Origin of the sequence: Psychrobacter sp. CMS30, from assembly GCF_904846565.1 — a bacterium.
In the GTDB taxonomy this organism is placed as follows: Bacteria; Pseudomonadota; Gammaproteobacteria; order Pseudomonadales; family Moraxellaceae; genus Psychrobacter; species Psychrobacter maritimus.
Genome location: NZ_CAJHBF010000012.1, coordinates 12,306 through 25,769 on the forward strand (window position 1 = coordinate 12,306; position 13,464 = coordinate 25,769).

At 44.9% G+C, this 13,464-nt stretch carries 10 protein-coding genes; 2 read left to right on the top strand and 8 right to left on the bottom strand.

Annotated elements, in window-relative coordinates:
• Positions 1-414: 414 nt before the first annotated feature.
• From JMX94_RS07790 to JMX94_RS07825, 8 genes are all read right to left on the bottom strand, one after another.
• A complete protein-coding gene (locus JMX94_RS07790) occupies positions 415-1,548 on the bottom strand; it encodes a D-alanine--D-alanine ligase (RefSeq protein ID WP_227673560.1) in 1,134 nt (377 codons plus the stop codon).
• A gap of 29 nt (positions 1,549-1,577) precedes the next feature.
• Complete coding sequence (murC, locus tag JMX94_RS07795) at positions 1,578-3,017, bottom strand: UDP-N-acetylmuramate--L-alanine ligase (protein WP_201564818.1); 1,440 nt, start codon at positions 3,015-3,017, stop codon at positions 1,578-1,580.
• 92 nt (positions 3,018-3,109) lie between these two features.
• Positions 3,110-4,195: an undecaprenyldiphospho-muramoylpentapeptide beta-N-acetylglucosaminyltransferase gene (murG, locus tag JMX94_RS07800; protein ID WP_201564819.1), complete on the bottom strand. Its 1,086-nt coding sequence runs from the start codon at positions 4,193-4,195 to the stop codon at positions 3,110-3,112.
• 434 nt (positions 4,196-4,629) lie between these two features.
• A complete protein-coding gene (gene gshB, locus JMX94_RS07805; protein WP_201564820.1) occupies positions 4,630-5,601 on the bottom strand; it encodes a glutathione synthase in 972 nt (323 codons plus the stop codon).
• A 123-nt stretch (positions 5,602-5,724) separates the two neighbouring features.
• A complete protein-coding gene (gene pyrE, locus JMX94_RS07810; RefSeq protein WP_201564821.1) occupies positions 5,725-6,453 on the bottom strand; it encodes an orotate phosphoribosyltransferase in 729 nt (242 codons plus the stop codon).
• Between the two features lie 77 nt (positions 6,454-6,530).
• On the bottom strand, positions 6,531-7,535 hold the full coding sequence (locus tag JMX94_RS07815) for a hypothetical protein (protein WP_201564822.1): 1,005 nt from the start codon (positions 7,533-7,535) through the stop codon (positions 6,531-6,533).
• Positions 7,536-7,625: 90 nt separating this feature from the next.
• Positions 7,626-8,486, bottom strand: a complete 861-nt coding sequence (locus JMX94_RS07820; protein WP_201564823.1) for an SDR family oxidoreductase — start codon at positions 8,484-8,486, stop codon at positions 7,626-7,628.
• Between the two features lie 86 nt (positions 8,487-8,572).
• A complete protein-coding gene (locus JMX94_RS07825; protein ID WP_307843724.1) occupies positions 8,573-10,804 on the bottom strand; it encodes a DUF4105 domain-containing protein in 2,232 nt (743 codons plus the stop codon).
• A gap of 241 nt (positions 10,805-11,045) precedes the next feature.
• On the opposite strand from JMX94_RS07825, the gene ampD reads away from it, so the two are divergent.
• Together ampD and murJ are read left to right on the top strand one after the other, a co-directional pair.
• Positions 11,046-11,642, top strand: a complete 597-nt coding sequence (ampD, locus tag JMX94_RS07830) for a 1,6-anhydro-N-acetylmuramyl-L-alanine amidase AmpD (RefSeq protein ID WP_201564824.1) — start codon at positions 11,046-11,048, stop codon at positions 11,640-11,642.
• A gap of 186 nt (positions 11,643-11,828) precedes the next feature.
• Entirely contained in the window at positions 11,829-13,379 is a 1,551-nt protein-coding gene (gene murJ, locus JMX94_RS07835) for a murein biosynthesis integral membrane protein MurJ (protein ID WP_201564825.1), read from the top strand.
• Positions 13,380-13,464 lie beyond the last annotated feature (85 nt).

The window sequence follows — 13,464 nt, forward strand, 5'->3', positions numbered from 1 at the left end:
AACATTTTTCTCATTTAATGAATGACTTAAGAGATAGTGGCGCAAATAACCATAAATATCACGAATATAGACCAATATTTACAATATTAACGTATTTTACGTTTAAACAATAGCCTAACCCCTACTACTAACAACGAATTTACACAAGTTTACATGAAGCTGTGCTATAGCAGCTCTAGCGATACATTTGACGATATTTAAACAGGCTAATTACCATCATTAAGTAGTTTGTAAAGCTGGTTTTAGCCGAGACATAATTAGCAGCTTTATGCTAAATATTTGCATACCTATATATAAGACGTCCAATCAGTTATTTAATAGCCAATTGAACGTTTATTAAGCAAACCTCTTCTATTTATCAGTCGTGCATTTATCAGTCGTACAGCTATTAGCGGCAAAATCGTTAATCGATACTTATACAGTTTGCGCCAAAATATGCCAACACAAGCTCTCAAAATCCATGCCGCGAGCTTTGGCCGCCATTGGCACCAAACTATGACTGGTCATGCCCGGTACGGTATTAATCTCAAGCAGCCAAAAGTTGCCCGCTTCGTCTTGCATCGCATCGATACGTCCCCAACCTTTCGCATCAACCGCACGGAATGCCGCTAAGCTCAAATCTTGCAAATGCTTTTCATCCGCAGCGCTTAGACCGCAGGGAATGTAGTAGCTGGTATCGTTACGATTGTATTTGGCTTCAAAATCATAGAAGTTGGTAATATCGGCAGGCTCAAGGCGAATAACCGGATAGGCCTCATCATCGATAATAACAATGGTAAATTCGCGACCGGTAATCCAACGCTCAGCCATCACTGCATCACCGCACTGTACGGCGGTTGCATACGCAGCAGGAAGCTCATCAAGATTATTAACCTTGGTCATACCAATGCTTGAGCCTTCATGGACTGGCTTGATAATCAGCGGCAGTCCTAGCATATTAACCACTTGCTGCCAGTCGGTATCAGCAGTTAGTAATGAAAACGGTGCGGTCGATAAACCACAACCTTGCCACAGCTGCTTGGTACGTACTTTGTCCATACCCAGTGCTGATGCCAAAATACCAGAACCGGTCTGCGGAATATTAAACCATTGCAGCACGCCTTGTAGCAGACCATCTTCGCCGCCGCGACCATGCAAAACGTTAAACACGCGGTCATATTGACGAAGCTCAGTAATATCTTGGTGTTTAGGGTCAAAATGCGTGGCATCAACGCCTTGGTTTTGCAGCGCTTGTAAAACGGCCGCGCCACTATCTAAAGAGACACTGCGCTCATTGCTACTGCCGCCATATACCACAGCCACTTTCCCAAATTCACTCGCATCTTTTACTTTACTAGGAGCGACATTTAAGAATGTATCTTGGCTTGATTGGTTATTTTCCACACTGTTACTCTCAGCTTGGGCAGCAGCTGCTAGGGCTGCCTCTGGATTGGTAATAGCGGTGTTCGCCCCAACATTGATATTAGTATCGATATTTTTATTATCGCTACTTTTATCCATGTTTTTTTCATTTTCTTGGTTATTGTTTTCTTGGTTATGAGTAGTCATGAGTCTCGTTCCTAAAATTCGTTTGCGGCTTATTTGATATATAAATTATTGGCGGCCAATTCGATCGCTATTTGTCCAACATTACCCGCACCTTGGGTAATCAACATGTCATGCGCTTGAAGCAAACGCTGCATGACTGGTGCCAAATTATCCTTATCGATAATCGTCGGTTCAACGGCTCCGCGCAAACGGATACTGCGTGCCAAGGCTTTGGTATCGGCACCAGCAATCGGGCTTTCACCAGCAGGATAAACGTCCAATAACAATAACTCATCGACGCTTGAAAGTACTTCGACAAAATCATCGAAACAATCACGGGTGCGGCTATAACGATGTGGCTGGAACATCATCACTAAGCGGCGCTCAGGGAAGCTTTGACGGGCCGCTTTAATGGTCGCGTCGACTTCTCTTGGGTGATGACCATAATCGTCAATAAGCAAAACATTGCCGTCATCGATATCTACGGAGGCATGCTGCTCAAAGCGGCGACCAACGCCTTCGAATTTCTGTAAGGCGCGCTTAATGGCTTCGTCATCTACGCCTTCGTCGGTTGCCATGGTAATAGCGGCCAGCGCATTATAAACATTGTGTACGCCCGGGATATTCAAGGTTAGACGCAATGGCTCATGGTCGCGGCGCAAGACGGTAAAGTGAGTTTTTGTGCCTTCGCTGACCAAGTCAACGGCTTGTACATCGTTAAAGGGTTCAAGACCAAAGGTTAATACCGGACGACCAATATCATCAATCATGGAGTACAATTCAGGGTCGTCACCGCAGACCACCGCCAAGCCATAAAACGGCATATTTTGTAAAAACTGGATATAAGCGGCTTTTAAGTTGTCAAAACTATTGCCATAGGTTTCCATATGGTCTTGATCGATATTGGTAACAATCGCCGCCATCGGATGTAAAGATAAGAATGACGCATCAGATTCATCGGCTTCGGCAACCAAATAACGGCTGCTACCGAGCGCGGCATTTTTACCTGAAGCATTGAGTTTACCGCCAATCACATAGGTGGGATCAAGCTGCCCTTCTGCCATCATGGTTGTCAGCAAACTGGTGGTGGTGGTTTTACCATGCGCGCCAGCAACGGCGATACCATGGCGATAGCGCATCAATTCGCCGAGCATATCAGCACGGCGTACCACTGGCAGACGCGCTTCAAGCGCCGCTTTGACTTCAGGATTACTACGGTCGATGGCAGACGATACGACGATAACATCGGCATTGGCGATGTTTTTGGAATCATGACCAATCGCAATAGTAATACCAATCTGCTCTAAGCGCTTAGTCACCAAGCTCTCAGCGATATCAGAACCACTGACTTCATAGCCTTGATTGTTCATAACCTCAGCGATACCGCACATCCCCGAGCCACCAATACCGACAAAATGCAGATGCTGAATACGGCGCATTTCTGGTATTTCAATTAAACGCTTAGTTAAGGCTTTAGCAGAGGTTGGCATAGGGTTTTCTCTTTATTGTAGACAAACAAATTTGGTTAATAATACGTAATAAAAATAATAGGTAATAAAATAATGATTAAGACAATCAGCTTTTATAAGGCCTGCCAGATAATATCGGCTACCTGTTGGCAGGCATGGCGGTTGGCAAGCGCATGACCTTTTTCTGCCATCTCTAAACAAGCACGCCTATCTAGCATCGCAAGCTCACTACTCAAACTTTTGGGCGTCAGCTCACTTTGTGGCAGCAAAATCCCCGCTTTGTGTGAGGTCAAGGTGCGTGCATTTGCCGTCTGATGGTCATCAACCGCGCTTGGTAGCGGCACAAATATCGCAGCAATGCCGACGTTTTGAATTTCAGTTACCGTCAAAGCACCCGCCCGACAAACCACAATATCCGCCCAATTGTACGCCGCTGCCATATCATCAATAAATGGCTGTACCGTAAACTGATGGGCGCTTAACGCTTCACTGTCATACGCCGCTTGCGTGGCGGCCTCATTATTGCGTCCACATTGATGACGGACCTCAAACGGACGGTCAATCAACGCCAATGCTTTTGGCAGCGTCTCATTTAACACTTGCGCACCGAGCGAACCACCCACCACCAATAATTTAAGCGGCGAGCTGTCATTGACATCGTAACGAATACTGGGTTCAGCAACACCGCTAATAGCATTGCGCACGGGATTACCCACCGTTTCAATCTTGCTATCATGCTGGCTATTGGCAAAGGTATTTTCAAACGCTTGCAATACCTTGGTCGCCATCTTGGCCAAATAACGATTGCTCATGCCTGCAATGGCATTTTGTTCATGGATAATAAGCGGCGTCTTAGTCAAACGCGCCGCGATACCGCCGGGCGCAGTGACGTAACCACCAAAGCCAACGACCACATCGATTTGATTGCCACGAATCACTTTAATCGCCGCCATCGTCGCTGACAATAACGTCACGGGTAGCTTAAGCAAGCGCCCCAATCCTTTGCCGCGCAATCCTTGCATATCAATCGCATGAAAAGGATAGCCAGTGGGTGCAACCAAACCATTTTCCATGCCATTTGGCGTACCAAGCCAGTGAATAACAGCACCGCGCTTGGTCAATTCTTCGCTAACCGCAAGTGCTGGAAATACATGCCCGCCTGTACCAGCAGCCATCATTAATATATGCGGTGTTTTCATGAACGCCTGCCTATCTTTTCTTTATTTATATGAAAGACTTATTATCTTTTGACTGTATTATTTATCGAACTAAAATGAGCCTATAAAAGCCCGCATAGTATAGTGTAAATCGCTGCCTGATAGACAGCACTTTATGCAGCGTAAATAATAAAAATCCAAGCCATGAGTAATCGCGGCTTGGCTGTTATAAATACGCTTAAAAAATCATAAAAACAGCGCTTTTAATGACGTTTTATCGCTGTTTAAAGGCGCTATTAAGCAATACGGTTTATCAATATATCTTAGCACATCGTTTTTTAAGTATTGTGCACATAGCTTAGTGATAAATTACTGTATCCTTACCGCTTTGCATACATTGTTTTATTTAAGAGATATTATTTAAACATCGTTATTTAAACGTCATTATTTAAACGTCATTATTTAAACGGCAGTACTTAAACTGCTAACTTCTTCTCGATAGCGATAATAAAGTCAGTTGCAATATCAGTACCGCATTGATCATCAATCTCACGCACACAGGTTGGACTGGTGACATTAATCTCAGTGATACGGCCACCGATTAAGTCTAAACCGACGAACATCAGCCCTTTTTCTTTGACAATCGGTGCGACGACTTGAGCCACTTGGCGTTCGATATCGGTGAGCGGCATCGCAACACCGCTACCACCTGCCGCAAGATTACCGCGCGTCTCACCTTTCACCGGAATACGCGCCAAGCTATAATCGACCACTTCGCCATCGACGATTAACACACGCTTATCACCTTCTTTGATTTCCGGCAAATAACGCTGCGCCATAATCGGTAGCGTCTCAAGCTCGGTTAAAATCTCCAGCGTCACGCCGATATTTGGGCTATCGGCGGTCAAACGGAAGATGCCGGTGCCGCCCATACCATCTAATGGCTTGACGATAACATCTTGCTGCTCAGTAATAAATTTGCGAATATGTGCCTGTTTACTGGTCACAATCGTTGGGCTCATATAATCGCTAAACCAAGTAGCAAACAGCTTTTCATTACAATCACGTATCGCTTGTGGGTCGTTGACCACCAGTACGCCTGCGGCTTTAGCATGGTCAAGCATGTAAGTGGCATAAATAAAACGCATATCAAACGGCGGATCTTTACGCATCAAAATCACATCATAAGCGCTGACCGGCGCTGTCGATTTCTCACCCAAGGTATAAAAATCATTCGGGTCACGCTTGACTGTCACCGGCTGGGTATCGACCATCAATTGCCCACGATCTAACCATAAATCATGAATCTGGCAGTAACCAAGGCTGTGCCCACGGTCTTGCGCCGACCACATCATCGCAAGGCTGGTATCTTTTTTATAATTGACCTGCTCGATTGGATCCATGATGACGAGTATGTTTAATGATTTCTTTTGTTTTTCTTGGCTCATGATAAGGCTCACTTACGTTATAGTATTAATCATTTAAAATAGTATTAATCGTTCGAACAGACATCAATAACATGACTCAAATTTCACCCAATATGGCTGAAACATAGCAATGACTGCGATAAATTATACGCCGTACTGGGCGCGGTAATGCTGCATTTTTGCAAGTTGAGTCGCATCTTTATTTGGGCTACTTTCTGCTAGGTAACTGATTAAATCATCGATATCAATCAGCGCGCGCACTGGTACTTCTAAGGTTGCAGCCAGCTCTTGAATAGCAGAACGCTCCGCCAAACCTTTTTCTTTACGGTCGAGGGCGACGATAATACCGGCAACGCTTGCGCCCGCTTGCTCTAAAATTTCAACCACTTCTCGCATCGCCGTGCCAGCAGTAATCACATCATCAAGCACCCAAACCGCCTTGCCTTTGACATCAGCACCGACTAAATTACCACCTTCGCCATGGGTTTTGGCTTCTTTACGGTTATAGCCCCATTTAGCATTGATACCATGATGCAGCCATAATGCTTGCGCCGTTGCCGCCACAAATGGAATGCCTTTATAAGCAGCACCAAAAATAACCAGCTCTTGCTCATTTGTACCATTATCACTAGCTGCCATTTGTTCTGCCACTTTTTCAGCTAGGGCATCGGCATAACCACGCGCTAATAACGATAACATCTCACCCGACGCCAGCAAACCTGCGTTAAAAAAGTATGGACTAATACGTCCAGACTTTAAGACAAACTCGCCAAATTTTAAGACCTGATTGTCTAAAGCCAATTGGATAAATTGATGCGATGAAAATGAAACATTATTAGCAGCTTGGTTATGAGGCGTTGCGGCATTAAGCATAGGGTCTTCCTATCGGCAAAAAGAAAATGGAAAGTTAAACAATGAAAAGTTGTGAAGCGCATTATAGTCGTCGAGGTTTAACTTGACCAACCATTGATATCATAATCTTGCATATTTGCGTAACGCGTCAATAACCCACAACGTGATGAGATATTAAAGTAGCACTGACCATCGCTACTGACTTGTATATCCCAGCCCAAATGATAGGCGGCAACGATAATATGCCCCGTAAATAAGCGCACTTGGCGGTACGCATGGCGCTGTGCTGGCTCAAAAATAATCTGACTGAGCAAGTAGCTGCGCAGATGCTGACAAATTTGCGCCGCGCTGTAGCTGTGGTTAATCGTTTTTCGCGTACTGCATTGCTTCAAAGCATGGACGGCGACGCTACAGGCCATAAGATCAGTCGCCAAACTGCCCTCGCCGCTGTCAAATTGTTGTGGCTGCAATACCACTTGCCAATCGTCAGCATAGATACTATTGAGCAGCTCATCAGGATTATAACGTTTGGTCAATGCTCGCAAAGATTCTGACGCTAAAGGCTTCTTAATATTCTTAGCAGTATTTATATTGTCAGTATTTATATTGTCAGTAGCCAAAAACCCATAACGACTCAGTTTTGGATACGCTTGCAGCGCGCGCTGGATATCTGCCATATCAAGCAAAGTCATGTCTGTTAATGAAGCTAATAACGGCTGCTCGCTATGATTGTGATAAAAACTCTCGGGCAGCTCAACCAGTTTTGCGGCACTGAGCAGTGCTAAATGCTCAGCCAATGCTTCTGAAGCCATCAATGCCCATTTCGATAAGCTGTCTGTATTGGGCTGATAAAAACGGGTCGAGCTACCATATAAGCGGCGCAGCTGACTATTTAAGCGCCGTGCAGGCTCTGGAATATCAGTCAATGGTCGTGCAGGGTCCAATGGCAAACGCTTTGGGTCAAAATTAGGATGTACAATCGCTGGCTGCTGACTATTTGCTAAATTAGCGGATTGCTCAGCATGACCTTCTGCAAGCTGATCCTCTGCTGCTATAACGCTAGCGTTGGATAAACGGTCATCAGAAGTAGAATGCTGGGTCATGAACTTTCCCTAAGCTTATAAATTTAAAAGATATAAAAATAAAACCAATCAACTCAAACGGTCATTTTGTTATTGGTGTTATTGGCGTTGCTATTCTTGACTGTGTTGATGTTGCTCTTGATGACGCAAAATATCTCGGTAGCCTGCTTGCCAATCAGGATAGTCCAGCCAAGCTAACGGAATGTTGCTGTGCAAGCGCTTACCCGTTACTTTCGCTTTATTGTCATCAATAACAGGCGGCACTTCATTTATCTGCTCACTTAACCACGTGCCGAGCTCAAAAGTGGTGACTGGTGCATAATCAGTAGCAATATAAAGCGGTTTTGGCATACTTATAGTCATGACATTTGCGATAATGGTGACCAAATCGCGATCCATAATGCGATTGCTCCAGTGCGCTGCTGCCACTGGCTCTTTTTGTGGCTCGCGGGCTTTACGCAGACGCATGAGGCGCTTACGTCCGTAAATACCACTTGGGCGAATGATAATAGCCTTAGCACCAAAACCTTTTTGCAATGCTTGTTCCGCTTGCAATATCACTTGCGAGGCTTCACGCTCTGGCGTCACAGGCGCGGTATCTTCATCAATCCATGCGCCATTATCTTGCCCATAGACACCCGTTGATGAAATAAAAATAATGCGCGCAAGATTGGTTAGTTTATCCGCTAATGTTGCCAAATGCTGGCTGATTGCTAAATAACTATCATGATAACCGCTGGTCGAATACTCATCAGGGGTTACTATAATCGCTATCGCGGTAAAGTCTTGCAGCTGCTCAGCGCTGAGCGTTAAAGCATCGGCTTGCAAAAACTTAGCTTTAGGATGTAGGTCATAATGATGACGCTCACGACGTGCCAGCCCCGTGACGTTGAGACTGTCCTGCGCGAGCTTATTGGTGACGGGTAAACCGATATCACCTTGACCAATAATCAGTAAATTTTGCGTACTCATCATATACCCTTTATTTAAAAACTGCTTCTGATGACTGTCTATGCTAATAACTGGCTAAGAAGGTTTTTATAATTTAATAACAAGCTCTAAAAATAGCGTCTATACGACAGCTGTATGTCTTCCTTGGCATCGATACGATCTTGCCATTCGTAGTTGGCATTGATACGTAACGCTTGTTTTTTATCGATATCATATTGTAGCCCTAATGTCGATATCGGCTGCCAGTAATGACCACGGGCATTAGACTCGTCGCTGCTGCCATGATACCAATATGGCAGTTGTAATTCAGCCTGCGCACGTAACTGATTGTTAATCTGATAACGGCAACCGGCATTGACGCCTGCGCCGACACGATAGCCTTTATTAATACCGCGTCCTGCTTGCGCCGTACCTGCCAAAAGCGTATAGCATAGCTGTGGCGGCATCTCGCCTGTGCCCGCGCTAGGTGTGCCAAACGCCCACGACCAACCGGTCTCATAGCCTAAACTACCAACTAAATGATCGCTGCCCTCTTGCTGCGAGCCGTCATTTACGCGGGTCGCTTCAATACTGGCGCCCCAAGTTTTGCCTTTTTTGGCAGAATTAACCGGATTAAACGAGCGCCCTCGCACCAAGGTCACATTTTGCAAGACCACACTACTTGGCTGATTGGCTTTGTCATTATCGGTGTCATACAGACGCAAGGTTGCAGCCGCGCCTTCTAAATCAAAGAACTGCGGAAATCCTGAAGGACGATCGAGGGTATCGTGATAACCTGCGCGCACACCTAAATCGATATAGTTATTATCACCGCGCTGCCCTAGCCCGATAAACCCCAGTTGCAGCGGATGCCTGTCTATCGGATTGTTATCCGCTATTGCAATACGGCGTGGCAATAGCGTTTTTCCGTCGGCAGCTATGCTCGAGGTTGGATTCAACTGGGCAGATTTAATCTCATTTAACGTCTGCTTGGCGCTATTATGATAGCCCACTTGCTCACGCTGCTCTTTAACCTTATTTAACTGCGCTTGGCGTAAGGTGCTATCAGCAGGCGTATAGTTGGTGCTGGCAAGTAAGCCTTCGCTATTAAGTAATTGCACGACATCTGAGGGAATCACGGCATAAGGCAGGCGACTTAATAAATGCTGCTGCGGGCGTACCACGTCAATCAAGCGTAAAATCTCAGAGGCACAGTTATCAGTGGTGAAGTAATACGGCAACTTCAAATCTTTGGTTTCCCAAACATGTAGCATAATCTGTTGCACTTCTGCTGGGGTCAAATCCAATTGATAGGTCCACGCATCACGCTCATCTTCTTGCAGATACTTCGCCAGCTTCTCTGGATAAGGGTCAATTTCAATCAGATTGTCATAACCGCCGGTCATCGATTTGATGGCATATACCAAAAAACTATCGGTTGCATCGCCGCCTACCGTATAATTTAGCGCAACTGCATGATGAATTTGGCTTGGATCGGCCACGCTGGCTTTAGAATCAATACGTAATAGCGTATGAGCAAAGGCTGAAATAGGATTGTCTAAGTACTCTTGCGCAAACATAATAGACAGCTGCTCAGGTGCCAGCTTTTGCATCCAATCATTCAGCTCTGGACAGTCAACTTGCAAGCCGCTCTTGTCGATATTGAGTGTATCGGTCAGCCATTGGACGCGCGCAGGGAGACGGCATAATACTGAGTTTTGTCCCGAGTTTTTAGTCGCACGATTGGATAGTTTGTTATTAGCAGTGCTGTTATCTGGAGTCGTAGCCATTTCGTCAGCAAGGGCAACCAGCAAGGCATCAAGCTCGGCAGCTGAATCATGCTGTCCATTTTTACTTAAGAAAAATGCAGCATCATCAACGATACTGCTGTCTTTTTTCTTGCCGATTAAATTCTTTTGATCATCAAAGAAATATAATAACCGTCGCCATGTTATATGTTGGGCAAGGTTTTTTGTTTTTGCTTGCGCACGCCATGATGCTAATAGCTGTTGGGTGTTCGCCCCATTATCGCTATTAGTATTATTAGCACTTTGATGGTTAGATGTCCGAGAAGTGACTGCGGTATTTGAGACACTATCTGGCTTGATGGTATTATTTGGCTCAGTATAAGCCATCAATGTTGGCTCAGTGCTTTGTGATTTAGAGGCTGAATTATTATCAGCCGTATCTAGCGCCAACTCCCCTGTTGTCACAAGTGATGCCGGCGTTGGCAAAAACGCCTGTGCTTGTGCGGTCAGCAGCACTCCAGCTATGGTGAGTGGCAAACGTGCTCGCCTGCCAATGCTTGTTGGCGTACAATCTATCGCCAAAAGGTTTGAATGTTTTGAATATATGGACATGAGTAACATCTCGCACTGTAGGAGTCATACGCTTATCGCGTTATTAGGTCTCTCGAATTGTCAGAGTGATATTATAAATCAGTGTTTTTAATAACAGCTTTAAACCATGGTTTTGAACGAATGTTTTGAACGAATGTTTTAAACGACTATTTTTTTAGTTAAATGCGCCGCTTATTCATAAAAAACTTATAATCATCAGCATTTACCGCGCATTTATTATCACATTATAAAAGAGAGTATTATGTCTACAGCATCGTCAATGACTATTCATACCGGTCGATTATCAGCTGCGACTTGGCTTGCGTCACCCAATTATAATAAACGACCTGAAAATATCACGATTGATGCCATTGTTATTCACAATATTAGCTTGCCGCCCAATGAATTTGGAGCTTGCGATACTGACGGCTTACATTACGTCAAGGCCTTATTTACCAATCAATTAGACTGGGAGGCGCATCCTTACTTTCAAAGCATTAAAGGTGCAGAAGTTTCAGCGCATTTATTTATAGAGCGCGATGGCGCAATTACCCAGTTTGTCAACTTTAACGAACGCGCGTGGCATGCCGGACGCTCTAGCTATTTGGGTCGCCCTGAATGTAATGATTATAGCATTGGCATTGAGCTTGAAGGTTCAGATTTTGTGTCCTTTACCGCCGCCCAATATGAAGCGCTTGCCAAAGTTATCGTTGCTATCTATGACGCTTATCCAAAAACTCGCAGGCATCTTACTGGTCATAGTGATATCGCGCCCGGTCGCAAAACCGACCCCGGTGATTATTTTGAATGGAAAAAGTTGCGTGAGATGGTTGCTCACCATTTTGCGAGCAAGTCATAAATTGACCAGCTAAATTGTGATAATAGTCTTATCGAAAGTTCTGTAGACAGCAGATATTATTCCCCATTCAATCCATTTATCAGGACAATGAAAGTGCTATAATCCGTCAGTTTTTTGACAACACTACAGCAGCAAACAACCATCACTACACAACCTTCATTAAACAAATTAGCAGAATAGGTTCTCATGGCAAAAAGTCGGTTATTTCGTTCAACCATGGTGGTCAGTAGTATGACCATGCTGTCGCGTATTTTAGGTTTGGTGCGTGATATTGTGTTATTAGGCGTGTTTGGCGCAGGTGGTCTGATGGACGCCTTTTTGGTCGCCTTTAAGATACCCAACTTTTTGCGCCGTCTATTTGCAGAAGGGGCTTTTAGCCAAGCGTTTGTCCCTGTGCTGTCAGAATATAAAGAAAAATATAGCCTACAGCAGGTTCAGATTTTAGTCAGTCGCACTTCAGGAGCGCTGCTGCTGGTGTTATCGATGCTGACGGTCGTAGTGATTTTAATCGCCCCTTGGGTGGTGACGCTATTTGCCCCAGGCTTTGCTAACCAGCCAGATAAATTTGCCATCACCGCTGAGCTGCTACGCCTGACCTTTCCTTACTTATTATTTATTTCTATGACCGCTTTTGCCAGCGGTATTTTACAAAGTTACGGCCGTTTTGCCGCGCCAGCCTTTGCGCCAGTGTTACTCAACCTATCTATGATTGGCGGCGCGCTAGTATTTGCGCCTATGTTTGACGTCCCTATTATGGCGCTTGGTTATTCTGTCGCTATCGCAGGTTTGCTCCAGCTATTGATACAACTGCCACAGCTCTCGCAGCAAAAACTGCTGGTCGCACCAAAGATTGACTTTCAGCATGAAGGCGTTCGCCGTATTTTAAAGCTGATGCTGCCAGCTATTTTTGGCGTCTCTGTCACGCAGATTAATCTATTATTAAACACTATTTTTGCCTCATTAATGATTGGCGGTTCGGTTTCTTGGCTTTATGCTGCTGAGCGTATGAGCGAGTTACCCCTAGGCTTAATTGGCGTGGCTATCGGTACAGTTATTCTACCAAGTCTATCGAAAAGTGAAGCACGAAAAGATGACGTTAGCTTTAAAAAGACCATCGATTGGGCAGCGCGCTTAATTATTTTGGTCGGTGTTCCAGCATCGGCAGCACTATTTATACTCTCTGACGTACTTATGCAGGCGCTTTTTTTACGTGGCGAATTTACCTTACGCGATGCACAAATGAGCTCCTTGGCGTTAAAAAGCATGGCGGGCGGCATATTAGGTTTTATGTTAATTAAAATCTTTGCACCCGCCTTTTTCGCCCGTCAAGACACTAGAACGCCAGTCAGAATTGGTATTGTTTCCGTTTTTGCCAATATGGTATTTAGTGTCATTTTTATCGGTATATTTTACTTCTTCGATATGCCGTTGCATGGTGGATTGGCATTGGCAACCACGGGCGCGGCATTTGTGAACGCGGGCTTGTTATATTACTTCTTGCATAAGCGTGATATTTTCCGCTTTGGTAGCCATTGGAAAAAACTCTTTACCCAGTTTGGGATTTCTACCGCCTCTATGATTGCTGTGCTTTATGTCATGCTGCCCTATTTCCCAACCAATGATTTTCAATGGAAACGTATTGTCGCGCTACTGATTATGTGCGTCGTCGGTGCGGTGGTTTATGGCGTTGTGCTATTGGCAACAGGCTTCCGTCCGCGCCAGCTAAAACATGGTTAAGGATTAATTATTAAGCACTAGGCAAGGCTTTAACTTACCAAACCAAAACAAGCTTAGTATGAGAATTGACAGTGAACGCTGCTGA